Origin of the sequence: Emcibacter sp. (assembly GCF_048269205.1) — a bacterium.
Taxonomy (GTDB): Bacteria; Pseudomonadota; Alphaproteobacteria; order Sphingomonadales; family Emcibacteraceae; genus Emcibacter.
Genome location: NZ_JBLXJC010000001.1, coordinates 1,168,665 through 1,185,500, shown reverse-complemented (window position 1 = coordinate 1,185,500; position 16,836 = coordinate 1,168,665). Strand labels below are relative to the sequence as shown.

20 protein-coding genes are annotated in these 16,836 nt (G+C 53.8%); 4 read left to right on the top strand and 16 right to left on the bottom strand.

Going from position 1 to position 16,836, the window contains the following annotated elements; genetic code table 11:
• Positions 1–16: 16 nt before the first annotated feature.
• From ACN0YD_RS05550 to ACN0YD_RS05490, 13 genes are all read right to left on the bottom strand, one after another.
• Positions 17–538, bottom strand: coding sequence for a hypothetical protein (locus ACN0YD_RS05550; RefSeq protein ID WP_417317652.1), 522 nt, complete (start codon positions 536–538; stop codon positions 17–19).
• A 25-nt stretch (positions 539–563) separates the two neighbouring features.
• On the bottom strand, positions 564–1,559 hold the full coding sequence (thiL, locus tag ACN0YD_RS05545) for a thiamine-phosphate kinase (protein WP_417317651.1): 996 nt from the start codon (positions 1,557–1,559) through the stop codon (positions 564–566).
• Positions 1,560–1,626: 67 nt separating this feature from the next.
• Positions 1,627–2,085 carry a transcription antitermination factor NusB gene (gene nusB, locus ACN0YD_RS05540; RefSeq protein ID WP_417317650.1) on the bottom strand — a complete coding sequence of 153 codons (459 nt, stop codon included), beginning with the start codon at positions 2,083–2,085 and terminating at the stop codon, positions 1,627–1,629.
• The gene (gene ribH, locus ACN0YD_RS05535) at positions 2,085–2,525 is read right to left on the bottom strand and encodes a 6,7-dimethyl-8-ribityllumazine synthase (RefSeq protein WP_417317649.1); all 441 of its coding nucleotides are present in this window, start codon (positions 2,523–2,525) and stop codon (positions 2,085–2,087) included. Before ribH ends, nusB begins: the two co-directional genes overlap by 1 nt.
• Positions 2,526–2,545: 20 nt before the next feature.
• Positions 2,546–3,670 carry a 3,4-dihydroxy-2-butanone-4-phosphate synthase gene (gene ribB / locus ACN0YD_RS05530; protein ID WP_417317648.1) on the bottom strand — a complete coding sequence of 375 codons (1,125 nt, stop codon included), beginning with the start codon at positions 3,668–3,670 and terminating at the stop codon, positions 2,546–2,548.
• 43 nt (positions 3,671–3,713) lie between these two features.
• Positions 3,714–4,316: a riboflavin synthase gene (locus ACN0YD_RS05525; protein ID WP_417317647.1), complete on the bottom strand. Its 603-nt coding sequence runs from the start codon at positions 4,314–4,316 to the stop codon at positions 3,714–3,716.
• A gap of 1 nt (position 4,317) precedes the next feature.
• Positions 4,318–5,430 (bottom strand): bifunctional diaminohydroxyphosphoribosylaminopyrimidine deaminase/5-amino-6-(5-phosphoribosylamino)uracil reductase RibD, encoded by a 1,113-nt coding sequence (gene ribD, locus ACN0YD_RS05520; protein WP_417317646.1) that lies wholly within the window; start codon positions 5,428–5,430, stop codon positions 4,318–4,320.
• 20 nt (positions 5,431–5,450) lie between these two features.
• A complete protein-coding gene (nrdR, locus tag ACN0YD_RS05515; protein ID WP_417317645.1) occupies positions 5,451–5,912 on the bottom strand; it encodes a transcriptional regulator NrdR in 462 nt (153 codons plus the stop codon).
• Positions 5,913–5,952: 40 nt separating this feature from the next.
• On the bottom strand, positions 5,953–7,233 hold the full coding sequence (gene glyA, locus ACN0YD_RS05510; protein ID WP_417317644.1) for a serine hydroxymethyltransferase: 1,281 nt from the start codon (positions 7,231–7,233) through the stop codon (positions 5,953–5,955).
• A 44-nt stretch (positions 7,234–7,277) separates the two neighbouring features.
• On the bottom strand, positions 7,278–7,712 hold the full coding sequence (gene rpiB, locus ACN0YD_RS05505; RefSeq protein ID WP_417317643.1) for a ribose 5-phosphate isomerase B: 435 nt from the start codon (positions 7,710–7,712) through the stop codon (positions 7,278–7,280).
• Between the two features lie 198 nt (positions 7,713–7,910).
• Positions 7,911–8,096 (bottom strand): DUF6898 family protein, encoded by a 186-nt coding sequence (locus ACN0YD_RS05500; RefSeq protein ID WP_417317642.1) that lies wholly within the window; start codon positions 8,094–8,096, stop codon positions 7,911–7,913.
• Between the two features lie 10 nt (positions 8,097–8,106).
• A complete protein-coding gene (gene hemA, locus ACN0YD_RS05495) occupies positions 8,107–9,327 on the bottom strand; it encodes a 5-aminolevulinate synthase (RefSeq protein WP_417317641.1) in 1,221 nt (406 codons plus the stop codon).
• A gap of 200 nt (positions 9,328–9,527) precedes the next feature.
• Positions 9,528–10,043: a MarR family winged helix-turn-helix transcriptional regulator gene (locus tag ACN0YD_RS05490; RefSeq protein ID WP_417317640.1), complete on the bottom strand. Its 516-nt coding sequence runs from the start codon at positions 10,041–10,043 to the stop codon at positions 9,528–9,530.
• Between the two features lie 204 nt (positions 10,044–10,247).
• On the opposite strand from ACN0YD_RS05490, the gene hemB reads away from it, so the two are divergent.
• Positions 10,248–11,261, top strand: a complete 1,014-nt coding sequence (hemB, locus tag ACN0YD_RS05485) for a porphobilinogen synthase (RefSeq protein WP_417317639.1) — start codon at positions 10,248–10,250, stop codon at positions 11,259–11,261.
• 2 nt (positions 11,262–11,263) lie between these two features.
• Here the strand turns inward: hemB and motA are convergent, their stop codons facing one another.
• From motA to ACN0YD_RS05470, 3 genes are all read right to left on the bottom strand, one after another.
• Positions 11,264–12,139, bottom strand: coding sequence for a flagellar motor stator protein MotA (gene motA / locus ACN0YD_RS05480; RefSeq protein ID WP_417317638.1), 876 nt, complete (start codon positions 12,137–12,139; stop codon positions 11,264–11,266).
• Between the two features lie 118 nt (positions 12,140–12,257).
• Complete coding sequence (locus ACN0YD_RS05475; protein WP_417317637.1) at positions 12,258–12,860, bottom strand: hypothetical protein; 603 nt, start codon at positions 12,858–12,860, stop codon at positions 12,258–12,260.
• Between the two features lie 203 nt (positions 12,861–13,063).
• Positions 13,064–14,047, bottom strand: coding sequence for a lipid II:glycine glycyltransferase FemX (locus ACN0YD_RS05470; RefSeq protein WP_417317636.1), 984 nt, complete (start codon positions 14,045–14,047; stop codon positions 13,064–13,066).
• A gap of 77 nt (positions 14,048–14,124) precedes the next feature.
• Between ACN0YD_RS05470 and ACN0YD_RS05465 the strand changes: the two genes are divergently transcribed.
• From ACN0YD_RS05465 to motB, 3 genes are all read left to right on the top strand, one after another.
• A complete protein-coding gene (locus ACN0YD_RS05465) occupies positions 14,125–14,325 on the top strand; it encodes a hypothetical protein (RefSeq protein ID WP_417317635.1) in 201 nt (66 codons plus the stop codon).
• A 144-nt stretch (positions 14,326–14,469) separates the two neighbouring features.
• Positions 14,470–15,714 carry a threonine ammonia-lyase gene (locus tag ACN0YD_RS05460; RefSeq protein ID WP_417317634.1) on the top strand — a complete coding sequence of 415 codons (1,245 nt, stop codon included), beginning with the start codon at positions 14,470–14,472 and terminating at the stop codon, positions 15,712–15,714.
• 114 nt (positions 15,715–15,828) lie between these two features.
• Positions 15,829–16,722, top strand: a complete 894-nt coding sequence (gene motB, locus ACN0YD_RS05455; protein ID WP_417317633.1) for a flagellar motor protein MotB — start codon at positions 15,829–15,831, stop codon at positions 16,720–16,722.
• Positions 16,723–16,836 lie beyond the last annotated feature (114 nt).

Sequence of the window (16,836 nt, the reverse complement as noted above, 5' to 3'; positions counted from 1 at the left end):
AGAAGCGAGGCCTGGATCAATAGCCCCGGGCCTCAATCACAAGCGTCTTTAGAATAAGCCTCTCCCCCATGATCTCGTTACCGATTTTGGTCACTCGCTTGGTGAAGCCTTCAAAATCAATCACATTGGGGTTGTTCGGGTTGGCTATGGTATGTTCTGAAACCTCTCGCAACAGGGCGTCACGAATGATTGGCAAGGCCTGCACCACCAAAAGCTTCTGGTCATTGCCCTCGACCTGCAGGTTCAAGTCCATAATCACATAACGAAGCACCCGCCCCTTGTACATCAGGGGAACCGTAAACTTTTCCATTCTGGCGAAAACAAGTTCCTTCTGCTTCGACAGCTCAGGTTCTTCCTCGACGACTTCCTCTTCCACAGGTTCTTCAGGTGCGGAGCCGAACATAAAAAACGCCCCGGCGCCGGCACCACCGCCGACAATAATTCCGGCTAAAAGACCAATGATCAGAAGTTTCTTGCCGCCACCTCCGGAACCGGACTCTTCCTGGGCGCCGTCTTCCTGCTTCTCTTCATCCGCCATAGTTCACTCCCTGTTATCCGACAAACTAGAAGTGGCGAAATCCTGTTTTCTCCCCAGCACCTGCGACTGCATGCCAGTTCTGATCCAGCAACCTGATATGACGGTCCTCATTAATCTGACCGATTTCAGTCAACGCAAGGCCACCTTCTTCCGACAGGCGGTTTACAGCGCCTACATGTTTTGCAGGCACGGTAAAGAGCAGTTCATAGTCATCGCCACCACTCCATATCCTGTTTTTATACGCGGGTAACCTTTCCAAAACCTTACCTGCAGCGCCCGAGACCGGCAGGTTGAAATCAAATACCTGCGCCCCGACGCCGGATGCCTCGCATAAATGAGCCAGGTCCGCCATCAGTCCGTCGGAAATATCAATGGCCGCACTGGCCAGGCCGATCAGTGCCCTTCCCAGTTTAAGGCGGGGCCGTGGCAGGTGATACCTGTCTGAAAGAAAACTCCTGACAGCCGCATTCTCCTCCTGCAGGGTGCCCTGCAGAATGGCAAGTCCCAGGGCCGCATCACCAAGGGAACCGGAAACAAAAATGTGGTCATCTGCCTTTGCGCCGAAACGATGAAGGGCCCTGCCCTTTTCCACCGCACCGATCGCCGTCAGGGAGACAGTAAGCGGGCCCGGTGTGGAGACCGTGTCCCCGCCGAAAAGGGAAATTGAAAATTCCTTCTGGTCCTCTTCCAGCCCGCGGGCGAAATTCCTGACCCAGCTTTCCCGATGTTCCGCATCAAAATGGGCGGGCAGAGCCAGCGCCAGAAGATATCCCACCGGCTCCGCGCCCATGGATGCCAGATCGGACAGATTGACCCTGAGGGCCTTTTTCGCCACCTGTTCCGGGGAATCACTTTCCAGAAAATGCACCGTGGCAACCAGTGCATCCTTGGTGAATACCAGATCCTGCCCGGAAGGCGGGTGCAGCACAGCCGCATCGTCCTGCAACCCGAAGGCGGGAGGCCCCTTGGACGCAAGGGGCGCAAAATACTTTTCAATCAGATCAAATTCGCCGACACTCAACTCTGCCTCCATTTTTTGGGGCAAGTGTATCAGGTGATCGGAAAATCAGCCACGGAATTCTATAAGATCAGCTACGCACCCTGCCGGCGAGCTTGTCGAGTATGCCATTGACAAAACCGGGTTTTGTATCTTCGAAAAAGGCCTTTGCCAGATCCACATATTCGTTGATGATCACCTTTGTCGGCACATCGGGACGCCCCAGAAGTTCATAAGTACCTGCCCTGAGGATCGCCCGGATCACGGATTCGATCCGGTCCAGGGTCCAGTCTTCGCTGAGCGCAGAGGACAACAGGGGATCAATCTCTTCCTGACGCTGCTCGACACCGCGCACAATATCCTGGAAAAAGTCATTGTCCGCTTCATTATACTGCTCGTCCTCAACGATGGAGCCGAGACGGTATTTCAGAAATTCGGGAATCACTTCCCCGGCAGTCTCGCCGTTCATTTCCATCTGATAGAGCGCCTGAATTGCCCCGAGACGAGAGGCGCTTCGCGCCCCGCCCTGTCTGGGTTTATCATCCTGCATTAGCGACCCAATCCAAATTTGTGTTTCAGTTCAACCATTCTGAGCGCCGCTTCAACGGCAGCAGCCCCCTTGTTACCGCGATCCCTGGCCGCACGCGCCCAGGCCTGATCACCATTTTCCACGGTCAGAATACCATTGCCCAGCGCCAGCCGGTCCTTGATCGCCAGTTCCTGGAGACCCCGGGCGCTTTCCCCGCAAACATAGTCGTAATGCGAGGTTTCCCCCCGGATCACCACACCAAGCCCGACATAACCATCATAATGGCCGCTGTCTGCAGCAAAACGAATTGCCGCAGGGATTTCAAGGGCGCCGGGAACACTGATCCGTTCATACTCAGCACCGGCCTTCTCGAGGGCCTCTATGGCACCTGTAGCCATTTCATCGGCCAGATCTTCATAGAAGCGGGCCTCGACAATCAGGATATTTACTTTTTCAGACATAGTTTGTTTCCCGGCAAGGCCTATTTACGGCCAACTTTGATGTCATCACTGAACTTGCGATGTTCAACAATATTCAATTCATATCCCTCAATACCGACCACATGCTGGTTGGAATTGCTCAGAAGGATGATGTCCCTCACGCCCAGATCAACCAGTATCTGTGCACCAATCCCGTAATATTTGAGACTCTGCTCCGGCGGCATTTCGCTACCCTTCTTGTACCGTATTGATTTCTGGGCAAAGGACTTGTCCGCTTCGGCCAGGGATACAATCACACCAGCGCCCTCTTCGGCAATCTCCAGCATCGCGCGCTGTAACTGACTCTGACGACTGCCGGTTTCACCGAACACATCCTCGAAAATATTGAAAGGATGCATCCGCACCAGCACCGGCTTGTCGGGGTGAATTTCCCCCTTGGTCAGAACAAGATGCTGAACATAGCTGTCCTTGACCAGATAGGAATGGACCGTGAATTTACCGCCGAAAGCAGAATCAATCTCCACACTTTCGGTACGTTCAACAAGATTATCATTGCGCCGGCGATAGGCGATCAGGTCGGCAATCGTCGCCACTTTCAGTTTATGCTTCTTGGCAAATTCCACCAGATCCGGCAGACGGGCCATGGTGCCATCGTCATTCATGATCTCGCAGATCACACCAGCCGGGATCAACCCCGCGAGACGGGCCACATCAACCGCAGCCTCTGTGTGGCCTGCGCGAACAAGTACACCACCCTCCCGGGCGACAATGGGAAAAACATGACCCGGCGAGACGATATCCTCGGATGTCTTGTTGGCATTAATGGCAACAGCAATTGTATGGGCGCGATCAGCGGCAGAAATACCGGTGGTGATGCCTTCCTTTGCCTCGATGGACACAGTAAAGGCGGTATTGTTCCGGGCCTGGTTATCCAGAGCCATCGGCGGCAGGCCAAGCTCATCGGCCCGTTCCCGGGTCAGGGTCAGACAAATCAGGCCACGGCCGTATTTGGCCATAAAGTTTACGGCTTCAGGTGTCGCCATCTGGGCCGGTATGACAAGGTCCCCCTCATTTTCGCGATCCTCGTCATCCACAAGAATAAACATGCGGCCGTTTTTGGCATCTTCGAGGACATCTTCAATGGGAGACAGGAAATTATGGGGCATAACCGGCGTGGACTTTCTTTATCTTCTGGCTCTAAATCAGGCTTTATTTCTGGAATTCATTCATTCTGGCTACATAACGCGCCAGAATATCAATTTCAAGGTTGACCCTGTCCCCAACGGTGATTTCACCAAATATTGTCTTTTCCTGCGTATGCGGAATGATGTTGACCCCGAAAAAATGCACACCATTGTCCTGTCCCACTTCATTGACCGTGAGAGACGTTCCATTGACGGTGACAGACCCCTTGGAGGCAACATAACGGGCAATAGATTCAGGCATGGAAAAACGAAGCCGGCGGCTGTCGCCTTCCTGTTCGCTGGCCAGCAATTCGCCGAGACCGTCCACATGGCCGGTCACAATATGCCCGCCCAGTTCTTCCCCCACTTTCAGAGCGCGTTCCAGATTGATCCGGGTCCCTTCCTTCCAGTCGCCGAGCGAGGTGCAGGACAGGGTTTCGCCAGAGACATCCACACTGAACCAGTCTTCCCCCTTGTCCACCACGGTCAGGCAAACCCCTGAACAGGCGATGGATGCCCCGATATCAATGGTCCCGGTATCATAAGCGGTTTCAATCTCCATCCGCGTGTCCCCGCGAACGTCAACCTTCCTGACCTTGCCTATATCGGTGATAATTCCAGTAAACATATCAGTGAGTTATCCTGTATTCTTCCCAGATGTCCTGACCTGCGCGACCGGCGAGAACCGGTGTCATTGCGGGCATCTGTTCAAGCTCTTCCAGTCCGAGAGCGCCAACGGAAGGAATACCTTCCTCGCCAATCACAAACGGGGCCCTGAACCACAAGAGACGGTCTACCAGACTTGACCTGAACAGGGAAGCATTAAGTTTTGCGCCGCCTTCACAGAGCAGCCGGGTAACGCCACGATCCCCGAGCACGGACATAACCTCGTCCAGTGACAACCTGCCGCCTTCATCAAGACCGATCCGGATAACCTCCACCCCGGCCTCTGTAAGGGCATTCATTTTCGTCGTTTCCGGCTCATGACAGAAAACCCGGACACTGGTTTCCATAGCCGTGCGTACCAGGATACTGTCGGACGGAATCTTCAGATCCCTGTCCAGAATGATACGGTCCGCAGATCGGTCATTCAACCCCGGCAGCCTGCAGGTCAGGGACGGATCGTCTGCCAAAACAGTTCCGATGCCGGTCAGGATCGCATCATGTGTCGCCCGGTAGACATGCCCGCGCGCCCGGGACAAGGGTCCTGTAATCCACTGGCTTTTACCGTTCCCAAGCGCAATTTTTCCGTCCAGCGTCGAGGCCGTCTTGACCGTTACCATCGGCCGTCCCCTGTGCACGCGGCTGAAAAATCCGGCATTCAGTTCATCGGCCTCGGCCTGACAGACCCCCACATCTACTGCAATCCCCGCATTGCGTAATATTTCCAGTCCCTTGCCGTTGACGCGGTTGTCCGGATCTGTGGTCGCCACCACAACACGCCTGACCCCCGCCGCAACAAGACTTTCGGCACAGGGCGGTGTCTGTCCATGATGGGCGCAGGGCTCCAGTGTGACATAGGCAGTGGCACCCCTGGCCGCTTTACCGGCCTGGTCAAGCGCAACCGTTTCAGCATGGGGACGTCCGCCCCGGCCGGTCCAGCCGCGGCCCACAACATGCCCGGCCTCATTGACAAGAACACAGCCAACAGCAGGATTTGGCGCCACATTGCCAAGCCCTCTCCCCGCAAGAGCGAGAGCCGCCTGCATCATGTGACGATCAAATATTTCCTGTTCGTGCAAATTTCATCCCTGCGCGATTACTACTTTTCGGGAAGTTCAGCCAGTGTGCCGACAAATTCCTCGAAGTCCTTGGCTTCCCGGAAGTTTTTATAGACGGAGGCAAAGCGAACATAAGCCACTTTATCCAGGTTCTGGAGCCCTTCCATAATCAGCTTGCCGATCTGGTCGGTCTGAACCTCGCTTTCACCCATGCTTTCAAGCTGGCGGACGATACCGTTGATCATCCGCTCAACCTTTTCCTCGTCCACCTGGCGCTTGCGCAGGGCAAGATTAACGGACCTCTCCAGCTTTTCCCGCTCGAAAGGCACCTTCTTGCCGTTTTTCTTCATGACCATCAGTTCACGAAGCTGCACCCGCTCAAACGTGGTGAAACGCGCCCCGCAGGCATTGCAGGAGCGGCGGCGGCGGATGGCAGAGTTATCCTCTGTCGGCCGGGAGTCTTTTACCTGGGTATCATCGTTACTGCAAAATGGGCAGCGCATACTCCACTCCTTCTGTCAAACGGCCTGTCCTCCAATCCGGTCAGTAGATCGGAAACTCCTCACACAGGGCAACTACTTTTTCCCGGACAGCAGCTTCAACAGCGCTGTTGTCATCGCGATTGGCCACCAGCCCGTCCAGTACCTCTACGATATAATCGCCGACCTTTTCGAATTCAGCCGCGCCGAACCCCCGGGTTGTTCCTGCCGGTGTTCCCAGCCTGATCCCGGACGTAACTGTCGGTGATTCAGGGTCAAAGGGTACACCATTTTTGTTGCAGGTCATATTGGACCGTCCGAGTGACGCATCCGCATCGCGTCCGGTCAGTCCTTTTGGCCTCAGGTCCACCAGCATCAGGTGAGTGTCGGTTCCGCCGGAGACGATGTCACAGCCCGCATCCTTCAGCTTGCCGGCCAGGACCTTGGCATTGGCCACCACATCAGCGGCATATTGTTTGAATTCAGGACGCAGCGCCTCGCCAAAGGCCACCGCCTTTGCCGCGATCACATGCATCAGCGGACCACCCTGAAGACCCGGGAATACAGCACTGTTAATTTTCTTGGCGATATCCGCATTATTGGTCAACACCATGCCACCGCGCGGTCCGCGCAGGGTCTTGTGAGTGGTGGTGGTCACTACATCGGCAATTCCCACAGGGTTCGGATGGGCGCCACCGGCCACCAGGCCGGCAAAATGAGCCATATCGACCATCAGATAGGCGCCGACTTCATCAGCGATAGCGCGGAAGCGCTCGAAATCCAGGGTCCGGGGATAGGCCGAACCACCAGCAATAATCAGGCGTGGCTTGTGTTCTTTCGCCAGACGCTCCACTTCTTCGAAGTCCACCTGATGATCGTCCCGGCGCACCCCGTATTGTACTGCATTGAACCATTTCCCGCTCTGGGCCGGCGGTGCGCCATGAGTCAGGTGTCCACCGGCAGCCAGTGACATACCGAGGATCGTATCGCCCGGCTTGACCAGCGCCATCATCACCGCGCCGTTGGCCTGGGCCCCTGAATGGGGCTGAACGTTCACAAAACCGGCATTGAACAGTTTTTTCGCCCGCTCGATCGCAAGATTTTCTGCAACATCCACCCATTCACAGCCGCCGTAATAGCGACGTCCCGGATAACCTTCCGCATATTTATTGGTCAGGACAGAGCCCTGGGCCTCGAGGACTGCCTGGCTGACAATATTCTCGGAAGCGATCAATTCAATATGGTGCTGCTGACGACCCATCTCGCCGTTAATGGCGTCCAGCAGGTCCTTGTCAGTTTCGGAAAGGGAGGCGTTGAAAAACTTGTTCAGATCTGTAGATGACATAAAAACTGTTTCCTCAGGGTTTGTTAATCGCCGACCCCGGAAGGTCAGGACATTTTGCCGATTCTCCGCTCATGGCGCCCGCCCTCAAAAGGCGTGTTCAAAAAAATCTTCAGGCAATCCTTTGCCACATCAACACCAGTTGTCCGTCCCCCCAGCACCATAACATTGGCATTATTATGCTGTCTGCACAGACGTGCTGTCAGACCGTCATGGACGAGTGCCGCACGGATATGGGAGTGTCTGTTGGCTGCCATGCTGATTCCGATCCCGGAACCACAGACAAGTACGCCACGCCTTGCCCGCGCGCCGGCGAGAACATCGGCCATGGCATCGGCATAATCCGGATAATCCACAGATTCCAGTCCGTGACATCCGAGGTCCAGGGCCTCATAACCCAGCCCGGACAGCATATCCTTGAGAGTTTCTTTTAGCTCGAAGCCGCCATGATCGCTGGCGAGAACGATTGTTTCCTTACTCATAATAGCGTCGAATCCCGTATCTTTCCGACCTCTGATTACCAAGTGTAGAATCACCCGGTCATCTTTCAGCCGCTTCATATCACAAGGAAAGGCTGTTGCCTACCACATCTATGGTGTTTTTCGGTTGTTTTCGGGTTTTTTGTACAGATATACCGGGACGCTTTGAGAAAAACGCTCCAAGCCGTTTGCATGACTGACTTAATCGCGGGACATGACGTACTTCAGCTTGTTTACTGCCACCCGGGTAAGCTCTTCCCGGGAAGCGCGGGGCGACCCGACAATGGAAACTTCCCGCCCGGTTTTGGCATCAATGGCAGAAACCTTGACCGCATTACCGACCTGAACGAATTCCACTATAACGTCGCCATTGTCTCCACCGCTCATTCCTGCCCCCTCAGGCTGCCTTGGAATATTTATCAATTTCCAGACGGTCCCAAACTGCACGCAAAGAGTTGACCAGATGCTCCATCATGCTGTCGTCATGCAGCGGGCTGGGGGTAAACCTGAGCCGTTCGGTGCCGCGCGGAACCGTCGGATAGTTAATCGGCTGCACATAGATGCCAAATTCTTCCAGAAGAATATCGGACGCCTGCTTGCAAACCACCGGGTCTCCCACCAGCACAGGAACAATGTGGCTTGTAGACGGCATGACAGGCAGCTTGGCCTCCCGCATCATCCTTTTCAGGGCTTCAGCCCTCTCCTGATGACTTTCCCGTTCGGCAGTGCTGTTTTTCAGATGACGGACACTGGCCAGGGCCCCTGCTGCCAGAACAGGTGACAAGGATGTCGTGAAAATGAAGCCAGGCGCAAAACTGCGTACCGCATCCACAACCGCCTTGCTGCCGGTAATATAACCGCCCATCAGACCGAAGGCCTTGCCGAGCGTGCCTTCAATGACCGTGACCCGGTCCATAAGGCCAAGCTTTTCCGCCACGCCACCGCCACGGGGACCATACATACCCACTGCATGCACTTCGTCCAGATAGGTCAGGGCGTCATATTTTTCCGCCAGGTCGCAGATTTCCGCAATAGGGCCGAAATCCCCGTCCATGGAATAGACGGATTCAAAAGCGATCAGCTTGGGCCGGGACGGATCAGCCTGCTTGAGAAGGCTTTCCAGATGCTCCACATCATTATGCCGGAAAACATGTTTTTCGCAGCGGCTGTTGATAATGCCGTTGATCATGGAGGCATGATTCAGTTCGTCGGAATAGATAATGCAGCCGGGCAGAAGCTTGCCCATGGTGCTCAGCGTGGCCTCATTGGATATATAGCCGGAGGTAAAAATCAGCCCGGCTTCCTTGCCATGCAGATCGGCAAGTTCCTGTTCCAGCAGGACATGATAATGATTGGTGCCGGAAATATTGCGGGTTCCCCCCGCGCCGGCGCCGACCCGGCCCAGTGCCTCCTCCATCGCGGAGATGACATCGGGGTTCTGCCCCATTCCCAGATAGTCGTTGCCGCACCAGACAACAATGTCCTTTGTGCCGCTGTCAGTGTGCCAGACCGCTCTCGGAAAATCGCCTTTCTGACGTTCAATATCCATAAAGACCCTGTAGCGGCCCTCGTCCTGAATATCTTTTAGCGCGTCTGAAAAAATACGATCGTAATCCATTTCCCATCCCTGAAATACCGATTCCACGCCCTTGGTAACCCATTGCGCGAAACAAGAAAAGCAAAAAACCCGAAACTTCCATCCAAACGGACTTCAGTCTACAAAATATGAAAGGCCCCTGATAGTATAATCTTTATCAGGGGCCCGTAATATTTTTATAGGATCGTTCACAATGGTGATCCATGATTTAGATCAATGGATCAGGACTGAAACCTCAGAATATCACTCCAGAAGCCTTCAAGATTCCTGAGGGCGTTTCGCAGTTCCGTGACATCATCGTCCTCAAAAATGTTGCGATCCTTGATCATATCCAGATTTTCATCAAACAGCTCCCCGACCAGGGTACAGACAGCCTTGCCCTTGTCGCTCAGCCAGATACGCAGGGCGCGGCGGTCATGCTCGGAACGTTCCTGCATGATATAACCGGTCTCGACCAGTTTTTTCAGGTTATAGGAGACGTTTGAACCCAGATAGTAACCCCGGTTTCTCAGATCCCCGGCAGTCATCTCGTGATCACCGATGTTGTAAATGAGGAGGGCCTGGACGCTATTGATATCATTCATGCCCACCGCATCAAGACGATGCTTGACGATATCTAGCATCCGCCGGTGCAGCCGTTCAATCAAACGGAGGCATTCCAGAAAATTGAGTTTCGTACGCGCTTCCGGGGTTTCGTGACCTCCGATTAAGCTGCTGCTCTGATATGCAATCGACATTCCGTAAAGTCCCTGTTTTTGCAGTCTTCGGATATATTTTTCTAAAAGTTACCTTAATTTATATATCCGGAACCCCTAACAAGCTGTTAACTGTTGATAAAATCGTTGGATAGCACCCCCTTTTTTAAGGCTCGTTCCCACTAACTGTTTGAATATCACCTCTTTTGAGGTATGTTTCCAGATCAATTCAGAATGAGGAAAAGCATGAGTCCCCAACCGCTTACCGGAAAATATCCTTTCAACAGACCGCGACGCACCCGTGCCAGCGGATGGTCCAGGGACCTGCATGGAGAGACCCGGTTGTCAGAGAAAGACCTGATCTGGCCTCTTTTCGTCAGGGAGGGAAGCGGAATCTCCGAAGCGATCCCCTCCATGCCCGGGGTAAGGCGCCATTCGCTGGACAAACTCCTCAAAGAAGCGGAAAAGGCCTGCAGCCTGGGAATTCCCGCCATTGCCCTGTTCCCGCAAGTCGAGAGCGACCTGAAGGATGACGAAGGAAGTGAGGGATACAATGAAGGCAATCTGGTCTGCCGCAGCGTCAGGCAGCTTAAAAAGGAATTTCCCGATCTTGGCGTCATCTGTGATGTTGCCCTTGATCCTTACACCAGCCACGGACAGGACGGCATCCTGATTGATGACTACGTCCATAACGACCAGACCGTTGAGGCCCTTGTCCGCCAGGCTGCTGTCCAGGTAGATGCCGGATGCGATATTCTGGCCCCATCAGACATGATGGACGGACGTATCGGACAGATCCGCAGCATGCTGGAAAACCTTGGCCATCACAACACGCAGATCATGGCCTATTCCGCCAAATATGCATCTGCCTTCTATGGTCCTTTCCGGGATGCTGTAGGGTCCGGCGGCAATCTGAAGGGCGGCAACAAGAAAACATATCAGATGGACCCGGCCAACAGTCTGGAAGCCCTGCGTGAGGTCGCCATGGACATCGAGGAAGGTGCAGATTCCGTTATTGTGAAGCCCGGCATGCCCTGCCTGGACATCATTCGCATGATCTCATCGGAGTTTTCCCATCCTGTCTTCGCCTATCAGGTCAGCGGTGAATACGCAATGCTGATGGCTGCCGCGGACAAGGGCTGGCTGGACAGGGATGCCGTCATGATGGAAAGCCTGCTTGCCTTCAAACGGGCGGGCGCGACGGGCATATGGACCTATTTCGCCCCTGCCGCCGCAAAAATTCTGAAAGATACCCTTTAAAATCAGGCAAAAAGGTCGTTGGGGAGTTCCTGAACAGCTTCGTCCAGCTCATAGAATGTCGGCACCATGTTTGTTGGCACGCTCTTACGCCCGATTTCAATTGAAATCTGTGGCGCATTGCCATGCAGATGGGCGATAATCACATCTTTGATCACATTAAAGAAATGTCCCTCCTCGTCTACAATCTGCTGCAGGCGTGTCGCAATGGGGCTGGCGATGGTATAGGACAACAAAATCCCCAGGAAGGTTCCCACCAGCGCCCCGCCGATCATGGCGCCGAGAACCTCAATGGGCTGGTCAATACTGGCCATGGTCTTGATCACACCCAGCACCGCCGCCACAATACCCAGCGCCGGAAAACTCTCCCCGAGGATTCCCAGGGCGTGTGCCCCTTCGCTTTCCTCGTGATGATGCTTTTCCAGATCCTTCATCAGAACGTCTTCGACCTGGTGGGGATCATCAAAGTTCATGGTCGTCATACGCAGGTAGTCACAGATAAAATCCACGACATGATGGTCAGCAGCAACTTTCGGGAAGTTGTTAAAGATCTTGCTGTCATGGGGGTTTTCCACATGAGGCTCAAGGGCGATCACCCCCTTGGTCTTGATCAGCTTGGTCAGGGCAAACATCAGGCATAACAAGTCCCTGTAGTCCTCCGCTTTCCATTTCGGTCCCTTGACGACCTTACCAAGGCCACTCATGGATTTCTTGATCACGGAGCCGCTGTTGGTCACCATAAAAGCACCAGCACCCGATCCGCCGATGATCATGAATTCGAGAGGAAGAGCCTTGAGAATAGGCGCCATTTTACCACCGGCCAGCACATAGCCGCCGAACGCCATCACCATGACTACAACGATACCTATAATAACAAACATTTATACTCGTCCCTAAATGTACCGGATTCGTCTTCCGGCCCGAAAGCTGTCTTTATTTGGGACATTTATAGTAAAAGGTCGTTAAGCAAGGTTTAATAAGCAAAATAAAAGATACGATTTATTGATAAAAGCTGTTCAGTAACAACCCGATAATCGTTTCCTGGGCGAGAAGATGCTGGTGAACGGCCTTTTCCTGCTCCTCCCCCTGCCAGGAAGAAAGCACCATTACCGCCCCCCTGCCCGGTCCGGTCAAAAAGTCTGGCAGACCATTCCGTCTAAATATCTTTTTGACCAATTGTTCGTCTCCCGAGCCAACAAAATAGCCGTGGTCCCTGACCCTGGACTGGGCGAACATGGCTTCGTCCGCCAGATTGCCTTTCTGGGCAATGACAAAACCGACCTGGTCCGGATCCACCCGATGAACTATCACCAGATCATATTTGCGCCGCTCCAGGACCCTGTGCAGCATCCTATTCCGGGCCCTGTCGGGAACAGAACGGTTGATCCCTCTTCCGGGAGCGACAAGCGGGAGAAGATCGACATGCGCGTCACCAAATACGGACTTGCCCGCCAGAAGCTGCCGGGCGCTTTCCAGGACCATTTCAGTGGCCCTGAAAGGCTTCGTACCCGGTGCGGCGAGAATGAGGATGCTTTTCCGTCCTTCGGAAACCGCTTGTCGGGACAGCAGATGGACAGGATAATTATTCCCGTCCTCAGACATTGTCCCCAAAATACTGACAGCCAGTTCCCCGGCCCCTTCGTCCGTAATTTTTTCAATGTTTGCGTAATAGTCTGCGAATCTGTCCGTGGTAACCGGAGAAAGTGGCCGACTACAGGACACCAAAACCAACGCGATCAGCATTACCGGAAAATACCGGCAACTGGCGCCCCGGAATTTTATTCTTTTTGCCTGAAAGCTCATGATTAAAGATATGTACCCGGCAAAGAGACCACTTCACCGCCAAGACCCAGCTTGAAGCGGGCCAGTTCAGGACTGTCAACCGTATTCAGTCCACCAAGGTCCAGTTGCCGGCATCCCTTGCCTTTGAGGTGTGTCATAGCTTTCCACAAGAGCAAATTCATGGCGTTCAGGGCGCGTCCCTCACTGCCGTTCCAGCCCATATGATAGGTTACCCCGGTGCCGTGTCGCAGAAATAATGCTGCCGCCAGCGGCTCTTCCTGATTGTTGTGATTCGCATTTTTATATACGAAGGCTGTCATTACAACGCCCTTGCCCAAGCTGTGCCGATGGTAAGCTTCAATCAATTGGACAGGAAGCGACCTGTAATTTTTGTCTTTCTGCTGCTTTTTCTCTTTTGTAAAAAGCCAGTCGGTTCGTTCATGGGTATGGTCACCAAATTCCACTGTCAGCTGTTCTTTTTCCGCCCGGCGCACCTGATTGCGCCACTTGCCGTACAAACTGGCCCACAGCTCCTCTTCGCTCTTGCCCATATCCACCAGGACAGTTGTATATCCGGTAATCACCTGCTTCAGTCCTGCCGCTTCCAGAAGCTCCCCTTCATCAGGGTCTCCGACCTCGGGACTCAAAAACAGAAATCTCATTTTCCTGCGGGGATAAAGACGACGCAGCTGCCTGTAGATTTCCTGCCTGGTTTCGGCAGAGACCTCTTCAAGCCAGACAGGGCCGCGCATGATATGGGCAAGTTTCACAATGCCGAACCAGGACCGCACAATGACCTGGGCCAAAGCCAGCGGTCGGTTTCCATCATAGGCCACAATGCGGCGCACCCGGACACCGCGTTCCTTGAGGGCTGCACCATAGCCCCACGACTGCTGCAGGGCGTTGCCTGTCACATTTTCCAGCATGCCATCCCAAGTCACCTGGTCCAGATTATTCCAGTCCAGAAGAATGTGACGGCCATTATTTACTTGCTCTGATACTGCCATTGCCTTGTATATTTTTTCGTTGCTGCCATACTAAGCTAATCACCGAAAAAACAAAGGAAAAATCAGCAGGGCAAACCATGATCGGCAAAAAAAGAAGTATACATAATGTGATGGGACATGAGATCGACCGTCCCCGGCTGACAAAATGGGGCTACCAGAGCCTGATTTACTACGTGGGTATCCCGTCTGTTCTGCTGCTTATGCTGCTTGATGTCGTCCTTTATTTCCTGTTTCGATACGCTTTTGACAGCTGCTACGGTATATTCTGCTACCTTTAGAATTAGATCGGCAGAATGGATACCCGCCTGCAAATCGGCTGAAAACCCCGACATTTGTAATTTTATTTTGGACTTTTCCCCCGTCTGGACATATATGAACAGACAGATTGCCACTTGATGTAAACATAACCAAAAGTATTTGTGATGAGCCAGACTGAGAAGACCGCCACACTTCCCATATCCTTTGAGGATGTGAAAAATGCGGAACAGGCCCTTAATGGGGCAGTGATCCGGACGCCAACCACCCGTTCACTGACCCTGTCTTCCATTACCGGCGCAAATATTTTCATCAAGTTTGAAAACCTTCAGTTTACCGCTTCCTTCAAGGAACGTGGGGCGCTCAACAAGCTGATGTCTCTGACAGACGAACAGAAGAAAGCAGGCGTCATTGCCGCATCCGCCGGCAACCATGCCCAGGGTGTGGCCTATCACGGGGCGCGCCTGGGCATTCCCACTACAATTGTGATGCCGGTCAACACGCCCTTTGTCAAAGTCAGCCAAACTCAGGAACACGGCGCCAACGTGGTACTTCACGGGGAACGTTTCGACGATACCGCCGTGCACGCCCGGGAACTTGCCAGGGAAAATGGCTATACTCTTGTGCACCCGTTCGACGATCCGGCGGTAATGGCCGGACAGGGCACTATCGGCCTGGAAATGCTGGCGGAAGTGCCCAATCTGGATGTGATTGTGGTGCCCGTAGGCGGTGGCGGCCTGATTTCAGGTGTCGCCACAGCAGCCAAGGCCATCAATCCAAAAATCGAGATCATCGGTGTTCAGGCCGAACGGTTCCCGTCACTCTACAGGGCCCTGCACCAGCAGGAGTACGAGCCGAAGGGCTCCACCCTCGCGGAAGGTATCGCCGTGAAAACCATTGGCGAACTGACCCTGAAAGTCTGCGAGGAGCTTGTGGACAAGACCTTGCTGGTCACGGAAGATTGCCTGGAGCGCGCGGTCAGCATGCTTATGACCATTGAGAAAACCGTCCCGGAAGGCGCCGGCGCTGCGCCGCTGGCCGCAGTTCTGTCCCACCCGGAATTTTTCAAGGGCAAGAACACGGGATTGATCCTCAGCGGCGGCAATATCGACCCGAGACTTCTGGCCTCCCTGCTGATGCGGGGACTGGTCAGGGAAGGCCGCATCACGCGCCTTCGCATCGAGCTTCTGGACGTGCCCGGCGCGCTGGCCCAGATTGCAGGAATCATCGGCAGCCTCGGCGGCAACATTATCGACGTTTCCCATCACCGCCTGTTTACGGAACTTCCGGCCAAGGAAACCTATTCAAATGTCACCCTGGAAACCCGGGACCGGCAGCACCTTCAGGATATTCTTGAAGCCCTGCGCGCCAAGGGGTTCGTGGTGCATATGAACAGGTCCCAGGATCTATAGCTTTATCCTAACTGTCGAAACCATAAAAGTTTCCGGGTTTGACTAACGTTATATTAACCAACCCTATCCATTATTGGCGGAAGTTAATGCAACAAGTCTGGCAGTGGTGAAAGAATGGCGGACGAAGAACGCCCGATAATAATCAAGCGAATTAAAAAGGTTTCCGGCGGGGCCCATGGTGGCGCCTGGAAGGTGGCCTATGCCGATTTTGTGACAGCCATGATGGCCTTCTTTCTTCTGTTGTGGCTGATGAATGCGACAACCGAGGAACAGCGATCTGGCCTTGCCGATTATTTCTCGCCCACTTCGGCCAGTACAAGCAGCTCTTCCGGTTCGGGAGACATCCTGGGTGGTGTGTCCCTTAATACGGATGGTGCCCAGTCAAGCGCAGTGACCGTTTCAATTCCCGACCAGTCCCAGACCCTGAACAAGAAGCAGGATGGTGAAGGCGGCGAAAGCGTGGCCCGGAACGAGGAGGAAAAAACCCTCGAGGAAATTATGGCCGAACGCGAACAGGAATTCTTCGAGCAAATGTCCGAAGATCTGCGCCAGAGCATGCAGGAAAGTCCGGAGCTTGCCGAACTTCAGGACCAGCTGCTGATCGACATCACCGAGGACGGTATGCGCATCCAGATTGTCGACAAGGACAATCGGGCCATGTTCAAACCCGGCACTCCTATTCTTTACGGCTATGCGGAAAAAATGATTGCCAAGGTTGCCGGTGTTATAGAGAAAATGCCCAACCGGATTTCCATTTCCGGCCACACGGATTCAGCCGGTTTTTCAAAAGGCTCCAATTACACCAACTGGGAGCTTAGCGCAGACCGGGCGAATGCCAGCCGCCGCGTTCTCCTGAGACGGGGTGTCCCTTCCGACCGCTTTGCCGAAGTCCAGGGCAAAGCAGACACCGAACCACTGCTTCCCGACCGTCCGCTGCGTTCGGAAAACCGCAGGATCACCATACTTTTGCTTCGTGAAGCCCCCACTCTTCCCCGCGGCTTCCTCTAGGCGAGAAACCACCCCTGAAATATTCGGCAGTTTTTCAGCGACAGCTAGAAACTGCCCTGTTATGATGTTGTTATTGCACGGATAACAGGATGCAAAATGAAGTTTCCAGGTAGA